Raw genomic sequence first — 19964 nt, 5'->3', positions numbered from 1 at the left:
GCTCGCGCGCGGCCCGCCGGCTACCCGCGGAACGCCGGTGTACGGCCCGGTGCGCGGCGCGGTGCGGAGATCGCCACCGGCCGGTCCCCGTACGCCGCGTCCACCGCCCGCTCGCGCTCCAGCATCCGCCGGAACGGGCCGTCGGCCGCGGCCAGCTCCGCGTATCCGCCGCGCTGCACGGCCCGGCCACGGTCCAGCACCAGCACCTCGTCCACCGCGTCGAGACCGGTGAGCCGGTGGGTGATCAGCACCGTCGTACGGCCCTCGGTCGCGGCCAGCAGATCGGCGGTCAGCGCATCGGCGGTCGCCAGGTCGAGGTGCTCGGCGGGCTCGTCCAGGACGAGGACCGGGAAGTCCGCGAGCAGCGCACGGGCCAGTGCCAGGCGCTGACGCTGACCGCCGGACAGCCGGGCGCCGTGCTCGCCGACCATGGTGTCCAGCCCGTCGGGCAGCCCGCGCACCCAGTCCGCCAGCCGCGCCCGGCCGAGCGCGTCCCACAGGTCCTGGTCGGCGGCGTCCGCGGCGGCGTCCGGCGCGGCCGCGTCATCGGGGAGGCCACGGCGGGCCAGTCTGAGGTTCTCCCGCAGTGAGCTGTCGAAGAGGTGCGCGTCCTGTGCGCACAGCCCCACCAGCCGCCGGACGTCGTCGCCGTCCACCGTCTGGGCATCCGTCCCGCCCAGCGTGTACGTCCCCGCCTCCCGGTCCAGGAAGCGCAGCAGCACCTGCGCGAGCGTGGTCTTGCCGGAGCCGGACGGGCCGACGACGGCGAGCCGCCGCCCGGCCGTGAGGGTGAACCCGAGGCCGTCCAGCGCCGGCTCGTGCTGCCCCGGGTGGCGTGCGGTGAGGCCCTGCACGGCCAGCGGGAACGGCGTGTCCGGAGCGGCGGCGGGCGTGGCCGGTTCGCGCACCGGCGCCGGAGCGTCCAGCACCTCGAAGACCCGCTCGGCGGCGCGCCGGGTGCGCTGGCGGTACTGCACGGCGAGCGGCAGCCCCGTCACCGCCTCGAACGCGGCGAGCGGGGTGAGCACGACGACGGCCAGCGCCACCCCGTCCAGCCGCCCCGCGTGCACCGCCTGGACACCGGCCACCGCCGCCGCGGCGACGGTCAGCCCGCACACCAGCGCCGAGAGTCCGGCGCCCACCCCGGCCGCGGCCGCCGAGCGGGAGGCCAGGCGGGTCAGCTCCCGGTCCGCGCGCCGTGCCGCGTCCGTACGGGCCCCGATGGCGCCGGCGACCGTCAACTCGGCCGTACCGGTGAGCAGATCGACGACGCGGGTGGCGAGCACCCCGCGGGCCGGGGCCAGCTGACGCTCGGCCCGCCGGGCCAGCGCGCCCGAGAGCACCGGCACGCCCGCGCCCGCGAGCAGCAGTCCGACGGCGAGGATCGCGCCCGCCTCCGGCAGCAGCCAGCCGGTGAAGCCGACGGTGGCGGCGCCGACCAGCACCGCGGCGCCCGCCGGCAGCAGCCAGCGCAGGAAGTAGTCCTGTACCGCGTCGACATCGGCCACCAGCCGCGAGAGGAGGTCGCCGCGGCGGCGCTCCTTGAGCCCGGCCGGCGCGAGCCGCTCCAGCCGCCGGAAGACGGCCACGCGTACGTCGGCGAGCATCCGGAACACCGCGTCGTGCGCGACGAGCCGCTCGGCGTAGCGGAAGGCGGCCCGCCCGATGCCGAAGGCGCGGGTGGCGGTGACCGCCACCATCAAATAGAGCACCGGTGGATGCTGCGCCGCGCGCGAGATCAGCCAGCCGGACGTCGCCATCAGGCCCACCGCGCAGCCCAGCGCGAGGCTGCCGAGCAGCAGCGCGAGCGCGAACCGCGCCCGCCGGGCACGCGCGATCCGCCGCAGCCGGGTCAGCGCCGAACCACGCGCGGGAGCGGTGTACGGGTCCGGGCCCGGGTTCCGGTCCTGCTGCCGGGGCCCGTCGGCCGAAGTGGTCCCGGCGGTATCAGCGGGCGCGGCGTCCCGGCCCGTACCCTCCGGCCCACCGCGGGAGGTACCGGCCGCCGCGGCGGTCCGGTCGGCCGGGTCAGCCGGAGCGGGCAGCCGCACCGTGCGGTCGGCCACCGCCAGCAGGGCCGGCCGGTGCACGATCAGCAGGACGGTACGGCCGACCGCGAGCCGGCCGACGGCCGCCACGATCGCCTCCTCGCTCTCGCCGTCCAGGTTCGCGGTCGGCTCGTCCAGCAGCAGGATCGGCCGGTCGGCGAGGAAGGCACGGGCGAGCGCGATGCGCTGCCGCTGGCCCGCGGAGAGCCCGGCACCGGATTCACCGAGCCGGGTCGCCAGGCCGTCGGGGAGCGCGTCGACGAAGTCCAGCGCCCCGGCATCGTCCAGAGCGGTACGCACCGCCGCGTCCTCGGCGTCCGGGCGTGCCAGCCGTACGTTCTCGGCGATGGTGCCCGCGAAGAGGTGCGGGTGCTGCGGCACCCAGGCGATCCGCTGCCGCCAGCTCTCGGGTGAGAGGGCGGCGATGTCCTGGCCGTCGACGAGGACGCGGCCCTCGGACGGTTCGGTGAAGCCGAGCACCACGCTGAGCAAGGTGGACTTGCCGGCGCCGGAGGGGCCGACCAGCGCGACGGTCTCGCCGGGCCGGACCTCGAACGACGTCGCGGGGAGCGAGTCGGCGGTCCGCCCCGGGTGGCGGACGACGAGCCCCTCGACCGCCAGCGCGGTGCCCGCGGGCGCGGGCGCGGTGCCGGCCGTCCGCAGCGGGGTCTCCAGCACCGCGAAGATCTCCTCCGCGGCCGAGAGCCCCTCGGCGGCGGCGTGGTACTGCGCACCCACCTGTCGCAGCGGCAGATACGCCTCGGGCGCCAGGACCAGCACCATCAGCCCGGTGTAGAGATCGAGTTCGCCGTTCACCAGGCGCATGCCGATGCCGACCGCGACCAGGGCGACCGAGATGGTGGCGAGGAGTTCGAGCGCGAAGGAGGAGAGAAAGGCGATCCGCAGCGTGCGCAGGGTCGCCCGGCGGTACTCGCTGGTGATCGCGCGGATGGAAGCCGCCTGGGCCTTGGCCCGTCCGAAGACCTTGAGGGTGGGCAGCCCCTCGACGACATCCAGGAAATGCCCGGACAGCCGCGAGAGCAGCCGCCACTGGCGGTCCATCCGCGACTGGGTGGCCCAGCCGATGAGGATCATGAAGAGCGGGATCAGCGGGAGGGTGATGACGATCGTCAGGGCCGAGATCCAGTCACCGGTAACGATCCGGGCCAGCACCGCGACGGGGACCACGACCGCCAGCCCCAGCTGTGGCAGATAGCGGGAGAAGTAGTCGTCCAGAGCGTCGATACCGCGCGTGGCGAGGGTGGTGAGTTCGCCGGTCCGCATCTCCAGCGTGCCTGCGTCGGCCGCAGACCGGCCGTCGTCCGGGCCGGTGGCCTTCGGGTCGCTGTCCGGCCGGCGGATCGCCGTGCCCGGACCGAGCCGCGCCGCCCGCTCGACCAATCGCATCCGAAGCTCGGACTTGACCGCCGCACTGGCGCGGTGTGCGGCCAGTTCGGTGAGCCAGGAGACCAGCCCGCGGCCGACGGAGACCGCGGCGAGCAGCATCACCGGTGTGGTCAGGCCGCCGAGATCGAGGTCGTGCTGGAAGGCACCGACCACGATCTCGGCGATGAGCATGGCCTGGCCGACGACCAGGCCCGCCCCGGCAAGCCCGAGCACCACCACCGCGATGAGGAAGACGCGGGTGGCGCGGGCGTATCGGAGCAGACGCGGGTCGACCGGTTTCACGTGAAACTTTCCGTCCTGATGAGGCCGCCCCCGAAGGGGCGGGACTCAGCTAGTGGGCGTCGGCGATGTGCTGGGTGCCGATTCGCTTACGGAACACCCAGTACGTCCACCCTTGATAGAGAATCACAACCGGGGTGGCGATACCGGCGCACCAGGTCATGATCTTCAGGGTGTAGGGGCTGGACGAGGCGTTGGTGACCGTGAGGTTCCAGCTCTCGTTCAGCGAGGACGGCATGACGTTCGGGAAGAGCGTCAGGAAGAGCATCGCGACCGCGGCCGCGACGGTGATCCCGGAGAACGCGAACGCCCATCCCTCACGCCCGATCTGATTGGCGCCGAGCGCCGCGACCAGCGCGACCACCGCCACGATCATGGCGACCAGGCTCGTGCCGTTGCCGCGGTCGATCTGGGTCCAGATCAGGAAGCCGAGCGCGAGCACGGCGGTGATCAGTCCGACGACGGTCGCCAGCTTGCGGGCCCGCTCCCGGATGTCGCCGAGCGTCTTGAGCGCGGCGAACACCGCGCCGTGGAAGGTGAACAGTGTCAGCGTCACCAGCCCGCCGAGGATCGCGTACGGGTTCAGCAGGTCGAAGAAGTTCCCGACGTACTCCTTGTGCGCGTCGATCTTCACGCCGCGCACGATGTTGCCGAACGCCACACCCCACAGGAGTGCGGGGATCAGCGAGGTCCAGAAGATCGCGTGTTCCCAGTTCCGCTGCCAGTGCTCCTCGGCCCGCTTCGCGCGGTACTCGAAGGCGACCCCGCGCACGATCAGACAGATGAGGATGACCAGCAGCGGCAGGTAGAAACCGGAGAAGAGCGTGGCGTACCACTCGGGGAAGGCCGCGAAGGTCGCGCCGCCCGCACTGAGCAGCCAGACTTCGTTGCCGTCCCAGACCGGGCCGATGGTGTTGATCAGTACACGCTTCTCGCGCCGGTCCCGGGCGAGCAGCTTGGTGAGGATGCCGATTCCGAAGTCGAAGCCTTCGAGGAAGAAGTACCCGGTCCAGAGGACGGCGATGAGGACGAACCAGACGTCGTGGAGTTGCACAGCCGCCTCCTAGTACGAGAAGGCCATCGGCCGGTCGGCGTCTTGGGAATCGCCGCCGATCTTGGTGGGCGGGTTGAGGTCGGAGTCGGTCAGCTCCGGAGGTCCGGCCTTGACGTACTTCACCAGCAGCCTGACCTCGATCACGGCGAGCACCGCGTAGAGCGTGGTGAAGACGATCATCGAGGTCAGCACCTCGCCCTGGGAGACACCCGGCGACACCGCGTCGGAGGTGCGCAGGACGCCGTAGACGACCCAAGGCTGGCGGCCCATCTCGGTGAAGATCCAGCCCCAGGAGTTGGCGATCAGCGGGAAGCCGAGGGTGACGAAGGCCAGTGACCAGTACCACTTGGTGAAGCGGGCACCGAGCGCCTTGTTCTTGGTGACCGCGAGATGTGGAGGTTCCTCGTCGCCCGTCCGCAGCGACGGCGCGAGCCAGAACTTCCTGCGGGTGAGCCAGAGCCCGGCCAGTCCGATCGCGAAGGACGCCATGCCGAAGCCGATCATCCACCGGAAGCCCCAGTAGGCGACCGGGATATTGGGCCGGTAGTCACCGGGCCCGAACTTCTGCTGCTCGGACTTGTTGACGTCGTTGATACCGGGCACCGGCGAGCTGAAGTCGTTGTGGGCGAGGAAGGAGAGCAGACCGGGGATCTCGATGGCGACCTTGTTGTGGCCCTTGTCGACATCGCCGTAGGCGAAGACCGAGAACGGCGCCGGTTCCTCCTTGTCCCACAGCGCCTCGGCCGCCGCCATCTTCATCGGCTGCTGCTCGAACATGACCTTGCCCAGCGTGTCACCGCTGATGGCGGTCATGATGCCGGCGATCACCAGGGTGACCAGGCCCACCCGCAGCGACGTCCGCATCACCTTGACGTGCTTCTTGCGCATCAGGTGGTACGCGGAGATGCCGACCATGAACGCGGCGCCGGTCAGGAAGGCGGCGGTCAGCGTGTGGAAGACGACGACGAGGGTGGTGTCCTGGGTCAGTACCTTCCAGAAGTCGGTCAGCTCGGCGCGCCCGTTGGCGGCGTTGTACTTGTAGCCGACCGGGTGCTGCATCCAGGAGTTGGCCGCGAGGATGAAGTAGGCCGACAGGATCGTGCCGATCGCGACCATCCACATGCACAGGCAGTGGATCTTCTTGGGCAGCTTGTCCCAGCCGAAGATCCACAGGCCGATGAAGGTGGACTCGAAGAAGAAGGCGATGAGCGCCTCGAACGCGAGCGGGGCACCGAAGATGTCACCGACGAACCGCGAGTAGTCGGACCAGTTCATACCGAACTGGAACTCCTGGACGATGCCGGTGACGACGCCCATCGCGATGTTGATCAGGAACAGCTTGCCCCAGAACTTGGTGGCCTGGAGGTACTTCTGGTTTCCCGTTCGTACCCAGGCGGTCTCAAGTCCTGCCACCAGAGCGGCGAGGGAGATCGTGAGGGGGACGAAGAGGAAGTGGTAGACGGTCGTGATGCCGAATTGCCATCGCGCCAGGGTCTCTGGCGCCAACGCCAGTTCCACGTCGGGCTCTCCTTACGTCGCCGTTGCTACGGCAGTTTGCCCCTTGCGTCACAGAGGAAGCGGGACATAAAGGGACACGCTTGTGAACGCGTTCACATTCACAAGCCATTATCTCCTACCCTTTTCGGCCATCCTGATGGGGGGTGCGTGACCGCGGTCACGCACCACATGCCAGAGGCCGCAGGTCGGTGACCTGCGGCCTCAGCCTCGCCCGAAGGCGTTCACACCGGTATTCACATGGTGTGAACGCGTCAGCGTGTCTTGCGGAATTCCTCCGCGGCCTCCAGGAAGAGATCCATCGCCGCGCTCTCGCCGATCGTCACCCGTACCCCCTCCCCGGCGAACGGCCGCACGACCACCCCGGCCCGCTCGCACGCCGCCGCGAAGTCCGCCGCACGGTCCCCCAGCCGCAGCCACACGAAGTTGGCGTGCGACTCCGGCAGCGTCCAGCCCTGCCCGGCCAGCGCGTCCAGCACTCGGGCGCGCTCGACGACCAGCGCGTCCACCCGCTCCATCAGCGCCGCTTCGCTGCGCAGCGAAGCCACCGCCGCCTCCTGGGCGAGCTGGCTCACGCCGAAGGGCACCGCCGTCTTGCGCAGCGCGGCCGCCACCGGCTCGTGCGCCACCGCGAAGCCGATCCGCAGCCCCGCGAGGCCGTACGCCTTGGAGAACGTCCGCAGCACACACACATTGGGGCGGTCCCGGTAGAGATCGATGCCGTCCGGCACCTCGGTGTCGCGGTTGAACTCGCGGTACGCCTCGTCCAGCACCACCAGCACGTCGCTCGGCACCCGGTCCAGGAAGGACTCCAGCTCGGCACGGCGTACGACGGTGCCGGTGGGGTTGTTGGGGTTGCAGACGAAGATCAACCGGGTCCGGTCGGTGATCGCGGCGAGCATCGCGTCCAGATCATGCACATCGTCCGAGTTCAGCGGGACCTGCACGGAGGTGGCGCCGGAGACCTGGGTGATGATCGGGTACGCCTCGAACGACCGCCAGGCGTACATCACTTCATCGCCGGGACCGGCGGTCGCCTGGATCAGCTGCTGAGCCACCCCCACCGACCCGGTGCCGGTCGCCAGATGCTCCACCGGCACCGAGAAGTGCTCGGCCAGCTCCGCCATCAGCCCCGTACAGGCCATATCCGGGTAACGGTTGAAGGCCCCGGCCGCCGCCACCGCGCTCTCCAGGACGCCCGGCAGCGGCGGATAGGGGTTCTCGTTGGAGGACAGCTTGTACGACACGGGGCCGTCGGCAGCCGCCGGCCGGCCCGGCTTGTAGGTGGGAATGCCGTCCAGCGCAGCACGCAGCTTCGGGGTTTTCTCGCTCACCGCAGGTCCTCCTCGACCGTCCCTCGACTCCAATACTGCACACCTTATGAGGATTGCCCCGTCCGGCGGCAGCCCCTGATTCACCGGCGCCCGGCAGCGGCGACGGACGCGGACCGCGCACGACCGCCCCGTACAGAAGCTTTGGGGAGCGCTCCGCTGTCTGTTACGCGCTGGTGGCCCGCGCCGTGGCGCGCATCCCCCGTGGAGGTGACTTGAGACCTCTTCGAGACCTGAACTCATCGGCAGGCAAGGACACCCGCTCTCCCCTCCAACGATTGCGGTAGGAGCCAACTGCCTCAATTTCCATGGCAATTGAGGGGATGCAACCTTGCAGAAACGTGCCTTCCCACGAGCTCCGGACGACCCCCTCGAACGGGTTGCCCGAGCCCTACTATCGGCTCGCCATGACAGCAGCAGGGAAGCACCAGGTGAGCCGGTCGACCGGTCGCCGACTGGAACGGGCGGGCATCCGGGACGTGGCCGCCGCAGCCGGTGTATCGATCACGACCGTCTCCGACGCGCTCAACGGCAAGGGCCGGCTTCCGGATGCCACCCGTAGCCATGTCCGCGAGGTGGCCGACCGGCTGGGCTACCGCCCGTCCGCAGCCGCCCGCACCCTCCGTACCGGCAAGTCAGGACTCATCGGCCTGACCGTGACCACGTACGGGGATGAACCTTTCACCTTCACCGAATTCGCGTACTTCGCCGAGATGGCCAGAGCCGCCACCTCGGCGGCGCTGGCCCGCGGCTACGCGCTGGTCATCCTCCCCGCGACCTCCCGCCACGACGTGTGGTCCAACGTCGCCCTGGACGGCACCGTCGTCATCGACCCCGCCGACGGCGACTCCGTCGTCGCGGAACTGGTCCGGCACGGCATCCCCGTCGTCTCCGACGGCCGTCCCGGCGGCGCCCTCCCCGTCACCGGCTGGGTCGACAACGATCACGAAGCGGCCGTACTCGGCCTGCTCGACCACCTCGCCGACGCCGGGGCCCGCCGCATCGGCCTGCTCACCGGCACCACCACCGACACCTACACCCGGCTGTCCACCACCGCCTATCTGCGGTGGTGCGAGCGGGTCGGCCAGGACCCGGTGTACGAGTCCTACCCGGCGCACGACCCCTGCGCGGGCGCCGTCGCCGCCGACCGGCTGCTGGCCCGTCCGGACCGCCCGGACGCCGTCTACGGACTCTTCGACCCCAACGGCACCGATCTGCTCGCCGCCGCCCGCCGCTACGGTCTGCGCGTCCCCGAGGATCTGCTGCTGGTCTGCTGTAGCGAGTCCACCGGCTATGCCAGCACCGAGCCGCCCATCACCACTCTCTCCCTCAAGCCCCGCCGCATCGGCACCGCCGTCGTCCAGATCCTCATCGACGCCATCGAAGGGCTCGGCGACGGCCGGCCGGTCGAGCAGGTGATACCGACGGATCTGATCGTCCGGACCTCCTCCCAGCGGCGGTCCCCGCGGACGACCGTCAGCCCGCCGCGGGGTCCGGCCGGCAACTGAGCGTGCTTCCGTGGGCGGCGGACCGGGCCCGCCGGAGGCGGCCTGGCGTCTCCTCCGGCCAGGAAAAAACAGGGCGATCACGGGAGAAATCAGCCGCGATCGGCAGGCTCCGGCCGATTGACCACCCCCGGGTGCGTCACAACCCGCGAGCGGCATTCCTATGATGGGCGCACGACACCGCGGACCCGCCGCCGACCAGGCAGAGGTCCCAGAGGTGCACGGCGCGCGATGGTGGAGGGGTCGATGACTCAGGGGGCCGGTCAAGGACCCATGGTGTGGACCATGTCGGGAGAAACTCCGGCGTCCCCTCCGCCGCCCGGACCGCCCGCGGGACCACCGCCCCTGGCCCCCGTCGGCCCGCCGCGGCATCTGCCCGCCGGGCCCTCGGCCACGCTCCCCGTGGTACCGCCCGACGCCCAGCCGGCCGAGCCGCCCGCGGAGTACACGCCCACCGAGCGCGACCTCCCGGTCATCGGCGCGGGCCGTACGGACACCCTCATCGACCGCCCGGCCGCCGGCCTCGTACCGGCGCCGGAGACGGAACCCGAGGTGCCCGACGGGCCGGGCCCGCTGTATGTCGTCGGCGATGTGCACGGCTTCTACGAGGAGCTGCGCGAGGCCCTGGCCGCCGAAGGGCTGATCGACGCCGACGGCGACTGGTCGGCCGGCAACGCCCGGCTGTGGTTCCTCGGCGACTTCACCGACCGCGGCCCGGACGGCATCGGCGTCATCGATCTCGTCATGCAGCTCTCCGCCCAGGCCGCGGCGGCCGGCGGCTACTGCAAGGCCCTGATGGGCAACCACGAACTGCTGTTGCTGGGGGCCAAGCGGTTCGGCGACACCCCCGTCCAGTCCGGCGCCGGTACCGCCTCCTTCCAGGCCGCCTGGCTGCTCAACGGTGGCCAGAAGACCGATATGGACCGCCTGGAGGACCACCACCTCCAGTGGATGGCCCGGCTGGATGCCGTGATGGAGGAGGACGGGCATCTGCTCGTGCACTCCGACACCACCGCCTACCTTGAGTACGGCGACTCCATCGAGGACGTCAACGACACCGTCCACGAGGTGCTGACGCGCAGCGAGGCCGACGAAGTCTGGGAGCTCTTCCGCAAGTTCACCAAGCGGTTCGCCTTCCGTGACGACGCCGGGGCGCAGGCCGCCCGGGAACTCCTGGACGCCTACGGTGGCGAGCGCGTCGTCCACGGCCACAGCCCGATCCCGTATCTGCTGGGCGAGGTCGGCACGGAGGACAGCGAGAACGAGGGCGTCGCCGTCGACGGTCCGCATGTCTACGCCGACGGGCTGGCCATCGCGATGGACGGCGGAGTGACGATGGCCGGAAAGCTGCTGGTCGTTCAACTCCCCCTGAATGACTGAGCGTTACCGGGGCAGGTATACGCAAGGTCGGCAGGTGATCGGCCGGGTGCGCGGTGAGGCGAAAACCGGTCGTGGCCGGTACTGATTTCCCCACTCCCTGTCGCCCCGTGCCGGAGGCGCTCTACCATCGGTCCATCCGTAGCAGGCTCTCCGCCCATTCCGCCCAGTGCCGGCCGCTGTCGGCCGGCATGGCCCTACGGAGCATCGGGGGATGCAGATGAACAGCGCTTCACACCTGCTGAGCGAGGATCGCGAGGAATTCGCACGCATCCTCGATGACGCGCTGCGTACCGCCGAATACCGGCCGGAGGGCGTGCTCTCCGACGCGGGTCAGCACCTCAGTACCGAACAACTGCGCGCGATGGCCCTCGATGCGACGGCCACCATCGCCGCCTGCGCGGCGGCCGAATACCAACGCTACGTACAGCTCCGTGCCGAGCTGCGCGATCCGGCGTCCGGACCGGAGTGCGCCGGAGTGCGCCCAGGCCGCGAGGAAAGAGACCAGCCATCCGGTGGCCCGGCCGGTCCGGCCACGGCGACCGCCACCACCACGGCGACCGGGACGGCCGGCGCGGGGGTGGGCGCCATGGTCTCCGTCCTCGCCCCGGTCCTCGCGGGCATCGCCGCCGTCCTCTTCCTCCTCTTCGGCTACCTCCTGCGCGCCCTCGGCCCTGGACACACCATGGCCCAGCCGCTGATCAGCGTCGGCTGGATCTTCGCGGCGCTGGCCGCCGTGGGCTCCCTCCTCGCGATGGGCGGCCTGGTCGTCACGGCCCTGCGCAACGGCTCCGCACAGCCCGCCGCGCAGGACGGACCGGCGGCGGACCTCGACCGCGCCCGGGACGCCTGGCGGCGCGCCCTCCTGGTACGCGGTCTGCTGCCGTTCCTCCGCCGGGCGCTCACCGGTCCGGCCCCCGGCCCGGTCCCCTCCGGCTCACGCCGCGGACCTGGTCAAGGGGCAACCGGGAGCCGCATCCCGACCCTCGGCTACTCCCGCCCCGACTTCACCAGCCCGGACAGCGGCCCGGCCGGACCACACCCCCGTTACGCCAGCCCGGACTTCACCAGCCCGGACTACGGGGGCCCTGACCACCGGCCCGAGTAGCGCCCGAAGACGCCGGACGGCCCGACGTCGCCGCGCGGGACGGTGACGTCGGGCGGGACGGTGACGTCGGGCGGGTCCCCGGCGTGGCGGTGGGTCAGTCCGCGATCGGCAGATAGACGCGGTTGCCGGCCGCCGCGAACTCCTTCGACTTCTCGGCCATACCGGCCTCGGGGTCGATCGCCAGGTCGCCGCCGTGTTCGCGGCGGATGTCCTGGGAGATCTTCATCGAGCAGAACTTCGGCCCGCACATCGAGCAGAAGTGCGCCGTCTTCGCCGGTTCGGCCGGGAGCGTCTGGTCGTGGAAGGAGCGGGCCGTGTCCGGGTCGAGGGCCAGGTTGAACTGGTCCTCCCAACGGAATTCGAAGCGGGCGTCGGAGAGGGCGTCGTCCCAGTCCTGGGCGCCCGGGTGCCCCTTGGCCAGGTCCGCCGCATGGGCCGCGATCTTGTACGTGATGACGCCGGTCTTGACGTCGTCGCGGTCGGGAAGTCCCAGGTGCTCCTTGGGCGTGACGTAGCAGAGCATCGCCGTACCCCACCAGGCGATCATCGCGGCGCCGATACCGGAGGTGATGTGGTCGTAGGCGGGCGCGATGTCGGTGGTCAGCGGGCCGAGCGTGTAGAACGGGGCCTCTTCGCAGATCTCCTGCTGAAGGTCGATGTTCTCCTTGATCTTGTGCATCGGGACGTGTCCCGGGCCCTCGATCATCGTCTGGACGCCGTGCCGCTTGGCGATGGTGTTCAGCTCACCGAGCGTACGCAGCTCCGCGAACTGCGCCTCGTCGTTGGCGTCCGCGATGGAACCGGGGCGCAGGCCGTCGCCGAGGGAGTAGGTGACGTCGTAGGAGGCGAGGATCTCGCTGAGCTCCTCGAAGTGCGTGTAGAGGAACGACTCCTTGTGGTGTGCCAGGCACCAGGCGGCCATGATCGAGCCACCGCGCGAGACGATGCCGGTCTTGCGGCGGGCGGTGAGCGGGACGTAGCGCAGCAGCACGCCGGCGTGCACCGTCATGTAGTCGACGCCCTGTTCGGCCTGCTCGATGACGGTGTCCTTGTAGATCTCCCAGGTCAGCTCCTCGGCCTTGCCGTCGACCTTCTCCAGGGCCTGGTAGAGGGGGACGGTGCCGATGGGGACGGGAGAGTTGCGCAGCACCCACTCGCGGGTGGTGTGGATGTTGCGGCCGGTGGACAGGTCCATGACCGTGTCGGCGCCCCACCGGGTGGCCCAGGTCATCTTGTCCACCTCCTCCTCGATGGAGGAAGTGACCGCGGAGTTGCCGATGTTGGCGTTCACCTTCACCAGGAAGTTCTTGCCGATGATCATCGGCTCGATCTCCGGGTGGTTGACGTTGGCGGGGAGCACGGCACGGCCGGCCGCGATCTCGTCACGTACGAACTCGGGCCGGACGTTCTCGCGGAGGGCCACGTACTCCATCTCCGTGGTGATCTCGCCGCGTTGGGCGTACGCGAGCTGGCTGACCGCGGCGCCGTGCCGGCCGCGGCGCGGCTGGCGGGGGCGGCCGGGGAAGACCGCGTCGAGGTTCTTGAGGCCGCCGCGCGGTGAGGTGTGCTTGAGTCCGTCGTCCTCCGGGCGCGGCGGGCGGCCCGCGTACTCCTCGGTGTCGCCTCGGGCGATGATCCAGTTCTCCCGCAGCGGGGCGAGTCCGCGGCGTACATCGGTGTCGATCTGGGGGTCGGTGTACGGCCCGGATGTGTCATAGAGCGTCACATCCTTGCCGTTGGTGAGGTGCACCCGCCGGACCGGGACCCGGAGGTCGGGGCGCGATCCGGCGAGATAGCCCTTGTGCCAGCCGATCCTCGCTCCGGTGCCGTCGGCGGCGCTTTCGGGCGTGCGTGCATCCTTCAGAGTCATGAGACCCAACTCCCTACGCCGGCATTACCCGGTAACAGGTTCGGCGGTCGACGCAGCGGCTTCCGTGGGTGGCGTACCGGCGTCGGCCGGACGTCCCCGCGGAGGTCAGCGCCCTCTCAGCCCGGTGCTCCGAGCTCCCGCGATTGCAAAGGTGCCACCCACCGTAGCGGCCGGTGCGGCACGATGAACAGGGGGCCCCATGAGTTCTTGCGATGATCGGGCGGTGAGCAGTCCTGAGCCCCCGTCCCACTCCCCCGCGCATTCTCATGCGCACGGCCACGCGCCCGCCGCGCCTGTTTCCCGGCATCTGCGCAAGGTGATCGCGGCGGTGCTGATCCCGTTCGCGGCGGCGGTGGTGGTCGGTCTGGTCGTGCTGTGGCCGGGCGGCGCGCCGGCGCACAAGCCGTCCGGCGTCGGCTTCGACCAGCCCCTGGAGAAGGCCAGAGTGGTCAAGGTGGACGAGGTGAACTGCGCGGACGTCCACGCCGAGCAGCAGCAACGGCCGGCGTCGCCGGGCGGACAGCCGCCGGGCACGGGCGGCGAGCGGGACACGAAGTGCGAGCGGGCGACGATCAAGGTCACGACCGGCGACAACACCGGGCGCACCTTCCAGACGGTGGTGACGCCGGACGCCTTGCGGCACTACACGGCCGGGCAGGACGTGGTGGTCGCGTACTCCCCCAAGGCGCCGAAGGATCTCCAGTACGCGGTCAGCGATGTCGACCGGACCGTTCCGATGTGGGTACTGGCCGGGATCTTCGCGTTCGCGGTCGTGCTCGTCGGCCGGCTGCGCGGGGTGCTCGCGCTGGTGGCGCTGGTGGCAAGCTTCGGGGTGCTGACGCTGTTCATCCTCCCGGCGGTCCTCAAGGGCTCCGATCCGCTGGTGGTGGCGGTCATCGGCGGCAGCGCGATCATGCTGATCGCGCTCTATCTGTGCCACGGGCCGACGGCCCGGACGTCGGTGGCGGTGCTCGGCACCCTGGCATCGCTGCTGCTGATCGGTCTGCTCGGGTCGGTGTTCATCGACTGGGCGCTGCTGACCGGCAACACGGACGACCTGACCGGGCTGGTGCACAGCCTGTACCCGGGTATCGAGATCCACGGTCTGCTGCTGGCGGGGATCATCATCGGGTCGCTGGGGGTGCTGGACGATGTGACCGTCACCCAGACCGCGGCGGTGTGGGAGCTGAAGGAAGCGGACCCGACGGCGGGTTGGCGCAAGCTCTACGGAGCGGCTATGCGGATCGGGCGCGATCACATCGCGTCCGTCGTGAACACCCTGGTGATGGCCTACGCGGGCGCCGCACTGCCCTTGCTTTTGCTGTTCTCGATCGCACAGAGCGGTATCGGTACGGCCGCCACGAGCGAGGTGGTCGCGGAGGAGATCGTGCGCACGCTGGTGGGCAGCATCGGACTGGTCGCGTCGGTGCCGCTGACGACGCTGCTCGCGGCGCTGGTCGTCTCGGCGGACCGCACGGCGCCGGGCGGTCCGGGCCCCACGGAGATACCGGGTCCGCCGGCGGAAGCCGTGGGCGCCGTGGCTGGACGGTCCGGGCGGCGCGGAGCACGCGGCAAGCGCCGTAAGCGGTGAGTGCCGTACGGGAGTGTGTGCCGTACGGGAGTGACGTGACCGGCTGGGCCGGCCGTTGCGGAGGGATCAGCCGGCCGGGGCCTCCGTAAGGATGCGGTCCAGTACGGCGTCCAGGGTGTCGCACACCTCCTCCTCGCCGAGCGGGACCAGCCGGTCCGTACGGTCCAGGAAGGCGACCAGTGGTGGCGCGCTGACCCTGAACAGCGCGCGCTCGGCACCGACTTGGAGACTGATGAAGACATCACTGAGGTACTCGGCGGAGGACGGTTCGATGCGCACATCGCCCTCACCGGACGGCCGACTCAGCCCGTCCAGCAGCAGTTCGCGACTGAAAGTCCAGGTCACGGGCACATCGCCGGGGAGATCGAAGGTTAGACGGATGGCGTACGGATCAGCACTGTCGAAGTCCAGCTCCACCGGGATCCGGAACGCGAGCTCCTCCGAGACGAGGAAGCTCATGATCACTTCTGCCTGAACTGTGTCGTTCATCAACCACTGCCCCGCACTTGAAATCGGAGATGGCCGGGAATCGTCCCCCGAAGGCCCATTGACGCCATCGTCTGTCACGTGCAAGCAGATCACAAGGAGTGAGTTTTCAGATACTGATAGAGAAGGCGAGTGTCGTTAGCGTCTTCTCCGCCATTCTTCGTAGTCGATTTGTGACGGAACGCAACCGGTGCGCCTCGTCCACGGGCAGCGAAACCGCCAATGTGGCGGCGGCCGCGCCGACTTGGATGGGTATGGCGGAGCACACCGTGCCCAGCGCGTATTCCTGGTACTCGTAGGCGACGTTCCCACGGCGTACCGCGTCCAGGCGGTGCAGCAGATCGTCCTCCGACCGCACGGAGAACGGCGTTATGGACTGCACGGGATGGCGCGCCAGATGCTCCTTCCTGGACGCGTCGTCGAGCTGCGCGAGCAGGCACTGCCCCATCGCATGGGCGTGTGCGGTGGTGCGGAAGTCCACCCACTCCTCGACCGGTGGCCGCTCCGGGTCGTCGGACACCGCCACCACCTCCACCTCGCCCGCGCGGTAGACCGCGAAGTAGACCGCGGCGTCCAGTTTCCGGCCCGCCACGGCCAACACCTCGGCGATATGGGCGCGTTGCCTGCGCAGAGCGCCGGCCTGACCGATGGAGTCGGCCGCCTCGCCGAAGACGAAGACGCCGTTCTCGCGGCGCAGATAGCCCTCGTGGGTCAGGGTCCGCAGCAGGTGATAGGTGGTCGGGAGGGGCAGGCCGGCTTCTCTCGCGAGCTGCTTGGCGGGCGCCCCGTCGGCATGCGCGCCCACCGCCTCCAGCAGGCGGAGCGCGCGCTGCACCGATCCGATCAGAGTGGGAGGGGAAGTGGATTCGCCGTTCACGTCTGCCAACGCCAACCCCCAGGTCCGATCGCCGCGGGGCACGGGACCCCCGGCGCGGGAACTGCTCCCGCACCGCGCGCGTCTCCCAGGCCCCCATCGACGACGTCCGCCCGGCCTCGCCACACTCGCTATTTTCCGGAATGTCAGCATCCGGAAGACACCGCGAACCGCACTCTAACTCGGCTGGTCGAGGCAGTAGGCCGAATGGCTTGCGAGTTAACTCACCTGGCTCATTTCTTGGCATCCGGTGACTTGGTGGAGCATCGCGTACGCACTCGGTGATCAATTGGCGGCCCGCGGAGAGCGCCGGCGGCCCCGTCCGGAACGCCGGCCGGCTCCGCGAGGACCCCCAACAGCGGTCGTACGGAGCGCCGGACGGCCCGCCGGGAACGCCGATGCCCCGCTCCGGAGGCGGAGCGGGGCATCGGTCGGGATCCGGACAGTGTCGGTCGGACGGTGTCCGTCAGGCGGCGTGCACCGGACGGCGCCGGCCGGCGTCGCGGCTCACCAGTCGCTCTTCGACGAGGACGAGGAGGAGCCGGTGAACCGACGCACCAGATAGATCACTCCGGCGATCAGCGCCGCCGCGATCAGCACCTTGAACAGCACGCTGATCAGAAAGCCGAGCGCGGTGGCGAGCAGGCCGCCGAAGACGACGATCAAGATGACGGGCACCACGACCCACGTGACCCACCACGGAAGCCCTGCGAATATCCCCTTACCAGCCACTGCTCTGCCCTGCTTTCTCTGTCAGTCGCGTCGATGCCGCCGACCGCGTCCCTGCGCGTTGGCCGCGTCGTCTGTCCGGTTCCCCCTTCACCATCGATGCTAGGGCGCCGCGAGCCGCTTCGGGGCCCGCGCAGCCCCGGCCCGCCCCTGACCCTTCCCCTACGGGTCCCGGGGCCGGCCCTCATTTCTCGGGCGGAGAGAAGACCACCAGGACCCGCAGATCCTCGCTGATGTGGTGGAACTTGTGGGCCACGCCGGCCGGCACATAGACGACGCTGCCGCGCGCCACCGACTGCGTCTCCATCCCGACGGTGATCGCCGCCCGGCCGCTGACCACGAGATACACCTCGTCCTGGGCATGCGGCTGTTGCGGATCGGTGCCGCCCGCGTCCAGCGCGTACAGCCCGACCGACATGTTCCGCTCCCGGAGGAACTGGAGATACGCGCCGTCGTTGGCGGCCCGCTCCGCCTCCAGCTCGTCCAGCCTGAAAGCCTTCATCCGTTCGTTCTCCTCGAAGTGTCCGTCGCGTCTGGGACGATCTCACCATGAAGCATTTTCTGGTCAAGACGCTGGCCAACGCCGCGGCGCTCGCCGTGGCCATCTGGCTGCTCAAGAACATCACGCTGACCGGTGACAACACTGGCCGCAAGGTGCTGACGCTGATCGTCGTCGCGCTGATCTTCGGGCTGGTCAACTTCATCGTCAAGCCCGTGGTCAAACTACTGGCCTTGCCCCTGTTCATCCTCACGCTCGGCCTGATCACGCTCGTCATCAACGCCCTGATGCTGCTGCTGACGTCCTGGCTCGCGGACAAATTCCACCTCGCGTTCCATGTACAGGGCTTCTGGACCGCGGTGCTCGGCGGTGTGATCATCTCGGTCGTCTCGTGGGCGCTACACATGATCCTTCCCGACCAGGACTGAGCAGGACTGAGCAGATGAGCCCCTCCTTCCGCGTCTGCTTCGTCTGCACCGGCAACATCTGCCGCTCGCCGATGGCCGAGTCCGTCTTCCGCGCCCGGATCGCGGACGCCGGGCTCGGCGATCTCGTCGAGGTCGGCAGTGCGGGCACCGGCGGCTGGCACGAGGGGGAGGGAGCCGACCCGCGCACAGTCGCCGTACTGCGCGCGGGTGGCTACGAACACACCCATACCGCCCGGCAGTTCCGGGCCTCCTGGTTCGACCGGCTGGATCTGGTCATCGCGCTGGACTCCGGACATCTGCGCACCCTGCGCCGCCTGGCCCCCACCGCTTCGGACGCCGCCAAGGTCCGTCTGCTGCGCTCCTACCGGGCGGGCGGGGCACCGGCGGGCGACCCGGACGTGCCGGACCCGTACTACGGCGGGTCCGCGGACTTCGAGGAGTGCCTGGAGATGATCGAGGCGGCGAGCGACGGCCTCCTGGCGGCGGTCCGCGCCGCGGTCACCACCGGAGAGCCAGCGCCCGGAAGGCCGGTATCCGGGGACACGCAGCACCCGCCGCACGGCGCACCACCCACAGAAGACGCAGGATGAGCAGGAGCAGCACCGTTCAACGGGCTCAACAGGTTCAACCGGCTCAACAGATTCACCAAGTTCACCAGGTTCACCAGGAGCGAGGAGAGCGCATGACGGGCGACGGCACGCGTGTCGTACGGGCCGGGCTTCCGGAGCCCGCCGCCTACGAACCGGCCCTCCCCGGGCCGGTCTTCGCGGCCCACTTCCACCTCCCGGGCGACGCCGTCGGCCCGTATACGTACGGCCGCGATGGCAACCCCACCTGGACCCGGCTGGAACAAGCCATCGGTGAGCTCGAATCGCCGGACGAGGCCGCGCACACCGTCGCCTTCGCCTCCGGGATGGCGGCGATCACCGCCGTCCTCTTCTCCCAGCTGCGCTCCGGCGACATGGTGGTGCTCCCCAACGACGGCTACCAGCTGCTGCCGGCCGTCCGCACCCGCCTGGAGAGCTACGAAATCGAGGTCCGTACGGCGCCCACCGCGCACGACGCACAGCTCGATGTGCTGGACGGCGCCCGGCTGCTGTGGATCGAAACGCCCTCCAACCCCGGTCTGGACGTCTGCGACATCCGCCGGCTGGCCGAGGCCGCGCACGCCCGCGGCATCCTGGTCGCCGTCGACAACACCCTCGCCACCCCGCTCGGCCAACGCCCCCTCGACCTCGGCGCCGACTTCTCGGTCGCCAGCGGCACCAAGGCGCTGACCGGCCACGGTGATGTCCTGCTGGGCTATGTCAGCACCCGCGACGCCGCGCTGGCCGATTCCGTACGGCTGTGGCGCAAGACGGTCGGCGCGATCCCCGGCCCCATGGAGAGCTGGCTCGCGCACCGCTCGCTCGCCACCCTGGCGCTGCGGGTCCGCCAGCAGGCGGTCGGCGCGCTGGCGCTCGCCGAGGCGCTGCGCGACCGCCCCGAGATCACCGGTCTGCGCCACCCCGGTCTGCCCACCGACCCCGCCCACCCACTCGCCGTACGGCAGATGCGCCCCGGCCGCTTCGGCTGCGTGGTGTCCTTCGCACTCCCCGACCATGCGCATGCGGAGCGGTTCCTGGCCGCGCTGACGCTGGTGGACGACGCGACGAGCTTCGGCGGTGTCCGGTCCACCGCCGAGCGGCGGGCCCGCTGGGGCGGCGACGCCGTACCGGAGGGCTTCATCCGCTTCTCGGTCGGCGTCGAGGATCCGGCGGATCTGGTCGCGGATGTCATCAACGCGCTGGACTCGGCAGCACGGAACGGGTGACTCCGGCGGAACGGACTGGTTCGGGCCGGAAGGTTCGTCCGGGCCGGAAC

General features: G+C 70.3%; 16 protein-coding genes, 1 pseudogene and 1 riboswitch. Of the genes and pseudogenes, 7 read left to right on the top strand and 10 right to left on the bottom strand.

Going from position 1 to position 19964, the window contains the following annotated elements; translation table 11 throughout:
- Positions 1–20: 20 nt before the first annotated feature.
- The 4 genes from cydD to hisC all read right to left on the bottom strand — a co-directional run bounded on the left by cydD (position 21) and on the right by hisC (position 7637).
- Complete coding sequence (gene cydD / locus ACLJWH_RS20725; protein WP_411143204.1) at positions 21–3737, bottom strand: thiol reductant ABC exporter subunit CydD; 3717 nt, start codon at positions 3735–3737, stop codon at positions 21–23.
- Between the two features lie 49 nt (positions 3738–3786).
- On the bottom strand, positions 3787–4788 hold the full coding sequence (gene cydB, locus ACLJWH_RS20720; RefSeq protein WP_411143203.1) for a cytochrome d ubiquinol oxidase subunit II: 1002 nt from the start codon (positions 4786–4788) through the stop codon (positions 3787–3789).
- Between the two features lie 9 nt (positions 4789–4797).
- Positions 4798–6306: a cytochrome ubiquinol oxidase subunit I gene (locus tag ACLJWH_RS20715; protein WP_411143202.1), complete on the bottom strand. Its 1509-nt coding sequence runs from the start codon at positions 6304–6306 to the stop codon at positions 4798–4800.
- Positions 6307–6557: 251 nt separating this feature from the next.
- A complete protein-coding gene (hisC, locus tag ACLJWH_RS20710; RefSeq protein ID WP_411143201.1) occupies positions 6558–7637 on the bottom strand; it encodes a histidinol-phosphate transaminase in 1080 nt (359 codons plus the stop codon).
- Between the two features lie 404 nt (positions 7638–8041).
- Between hisC and ACLJWH_RS20705 the strand changes: the two genes are divergently transcribed.
- The 3 genes from ACLJWH_RS20705 (at position 8042) to ACLJWH_RS20695 (ending at position 11624) form a co-directional block, all read left to right on the top strand.
- Positions 8042–9142 (top strand): LacI family DNA-binding transcriptional regulator, encoded by a 1101-nt coding sequence (locus ACLJWH_RS20705; RefSeq protein ID WP_411143200.1) that lies wholly within the window; start codon positions 8042–8044, stop codon positions 9140–9142.
- Positions 9143–9370: 228 nt separating this feature from the next.
- Positions 9371–10519: a metallophosphoesterase gene (locus tag ACLJWH_RS20700; protein ID WP_411143199.1), complete on the top strand. Its 1149-nt coding sequence runs from the start codon at positions 9371–9373 to the stop codon at positions 10517–10519.
- Positions 10520–10730: 211 nt separating this feature from the next.
- Positions 10731–11624, top strand: a complete 894-nt coding sequence (locus tag ACLJWH_RS20695) for a hypothetical protein (RefSeq protein ID WP_411143198.1) — start codon at positions 10731–10733, stop codon at positions 11622–11624.
- 94 nt (positions 11625–11718) lie between these two features.
- Here the strand turns inward: ACLJWH_RS20695 and thiC are convergent, their stop codons facing one another.
- A complete protein-coding gene (thiC, locus tag ACLJWH_RS20690; RefSeq protein ID WP_411143197.1) occupies positions 11719–13494 on the bottom strand; it encodes a phosphomethylpyrimidine synthase ThiC in 1776 nt (591 codons plus the stop codon).
- Positions 13488–13645, bottom strand: a riboswitch (TPP riboswitch). Its footprint overlaps the gene before it by 7 nt.
- 48 nt (positions 13646–13693) lie before the next feature.
- Between thiC and ACLJWH_RS20685 the strand changes: the two genes are divergently transcribed.
- The gene (locus ACLJWH_RS20685) at positions 13694–15085 is read left to right on the top strand and encodes a YibE/F family protein (RefSeq protein ID WP_411143196.1); all 1392 of its coding nucleotides are present in this window, start codon (positions 13694–13696) and stop codon (positions 15083–15085) included.
- 66 nt (positions 15086–15151) lie between these two features.
- Here the strand turns inward: ACLJWH_RS20685 and ACLJWH_RS20680 are convergent, their stop codons facing one another.
- The 5 genes and pseudogenes from ACLJWH_RS20680 to ACLJWH_RS20660 all read right to left on the bottom strand — a co-directional run bounded on the left by ACLJWH_RS20680 (position 15152) and on the right by ACLJWH_RS20660 (position 17676).
- The gene (locus ACLJWH_RS20680; RefSeq protein ID WP_411143195.1) at positions 15152–15574 is read right to left on the bottom strand and encodes an SsgA family sporulation/cell division regulator; all 423 of its coding nucleotides are present in this window, start codon (positions 15572–15574) and stop codon (positions 15152–15154) included.
- Between the two features lie 106 nt (positions 15575–15680).
- Positions 15681–16457, bottom strand: coding sequence for an IclR family transcriptional regulator (locus ACLJWH_RS20675; protein ID WP_411143194.1), 777 nt, complete (start codon positions 16455–16457; stop codon positions 15681–15683).
- 454 nt (positions 16458–16911) lie between these two features.
- Positions 16912–16986 (bottom strand): annotated as a pseudogene (locus ACLJWH_RS20670) (hypothetical protein); the annotation flags it as partial.
- A complete protein-coding gene (locus ACLJWH_RS20665; RefSeq protein ID WP_052860830.1) occupies positions 16953–17177 on the bottom strand; it encodes a DUF5326 family protein in 225 nt (74 codons plus the stop codon). The gene ACLJWH_RS20665 and the pseudogene ACLJWH_RS20670, both read right to left, overlap by 34 nt.
- Positions 17178–17358: 181 nt before the next feature.
- A complete protein-coding gene (locus ACLJWH_RS20660) occupies positions 17359–17676 on the bottom strand; it encodes a cupin domain-containing protein (protein WP_052860831.1) in 318 nt (105 codons plus the stop codon).
- 47 nt (positions 17677–17723) lie between these two features.
- Here ACLJWH_RS20660 and ACLJWH_RS20655 point away from each other — a divergent pair, with 47 nt between their 5' ends.
- The 3 genes from ACLJWH_RS20655 (at position 17724) to ACLJWH_RS20645 (ending at position 19914) form a co-directional block, all read left to right on the top strand.
- Entirely contained in the window at positions 17724–18101 is a 378-nt protein-coding gene (locus ACLJWH_RS20655) for a phage holin family protein (RefSeq protein WP_411143193.1), read from the top strand.
- A gap of 14 nt (positions 18102–18115) precedes the next feature.
- Positions 18116–18691: a low molecular weight protein-tyrosine-phosphatase gene (locus ACLJWH_RS20650; protein ID WP_411143192.1), complete on the top strand. Its 576-nt coding sequence runs from the start codon at positions 18116–18118 to the stop codon at positions 18689–18691.
- Between the two features lie 92 nt (positions 18692–18783).
- Positions 18784–19914 (top strand): cystathionine gamma-lyase, encoded by a 1131-nt coding sequence (locus ACLJWH_RS20645; protein ID WP_411143191.1) that lies wholly within the window; start codon positions 18784–18786, stop codon positions 19912–19914.
- The last annotated feature ends 50 nt before the right edge of the window (positions 19915–19964 follow it).

The organism is Streptomyces sp. x-80, assembly GCF_046549095.1.
In the GTDB taxonomy this organism is placed as follows: domain Bacteria; phylum Actinomycetota; class Actinomycetes; order Streptomycetales; family Streptomycetaceae; genus Streptomyces; species Streptomyces celluloflavus.
The sequence above is the reverse complement of the archived record's forward strand: the minus strand, read 5'-3'. Positions and strand labels throughout refer to the sequence as shown.

What these genes read in the sequence shown, in the direction of transcription:
- thiC (WP_411143197.1), bottom strand. Translation starts at nt 13,494, where the DNA reads ATGACTCTGAAGGATGCACGCACGCCCGAAAGCGCCGCCGACGGCACC.
- ACLJWH_RS20685 (WP_411143196.1), top strand. Translation starts at nt 13,694, where the DNA reads ATGAGTTCTTGCGATGATCGGGCGGTGAGCAGTCCTGAGCCCCCGTCC.
- ACLJWH_RS20655 (WP_411143193.1), top strand. Translation starts at nt 17,724, where the DNA reads ATGAAGCATTTTCTGGTCAAGACGCTGGCCAACGCCGCGGCGCTCGCC.
- ACLJWH_RS20695 (WP_411143198.1), top strand. Translation starts at nt 10,731, where the DNA reads ATGCAGATGAACAGCGCTTCACACCTGCTGAGCGAGGATCGCGAGGAA.
- ACLJWH_RS20660 (WP_052860831.1), bottom strand. Translation starts at nt 17,676, where the DNA reads ATGAAGGCTTTCAGGCTGGACGAGCTGGAGGCGGAGCGGGCCGCCAAC.
- ACLJWH_RS20705 (WP_411143200.1), top strand. Translation starts at nt 8,042, where the DNA reads ATGACAGCAGCAGGGAAGCACCAGGTGAGCCGGTCGACCGGTCGCCGA.
- ACLJWH_RS20680 (WP_411143195.1), bottom strand. Translation starts at nt 15,574, where the DNA reads ATGAACGACACAGTTCAGGCAGAAGTGATCATGAGCTTCCTCGTCTCG.
- ACLJWH_RS20650 (WP_411143192.1), top strand. Translation starts at nt 18,116, where the DNA reads ATGAGCCCCTCCTTCCGCGTCTGCTTCGTCTGCACCGGCAACATCTGC.
- ACLJWH_RS20700 (WP_411143199.1), top strand. Translation starts at nt 9,371, where the DNA reads ATGGTGGAGGGGTCGATGACTCAGGGGGCCGGTCAAGGACCCATGGTG.
- ACLJWH_RS20645 (WP_411143191.1), top strand. Translation starts at nt 18,784, where the DNA reads ATGACGGGCGACGGCACGCGTGTCGTACGGGCCGGGCTTCCGGAGCCC.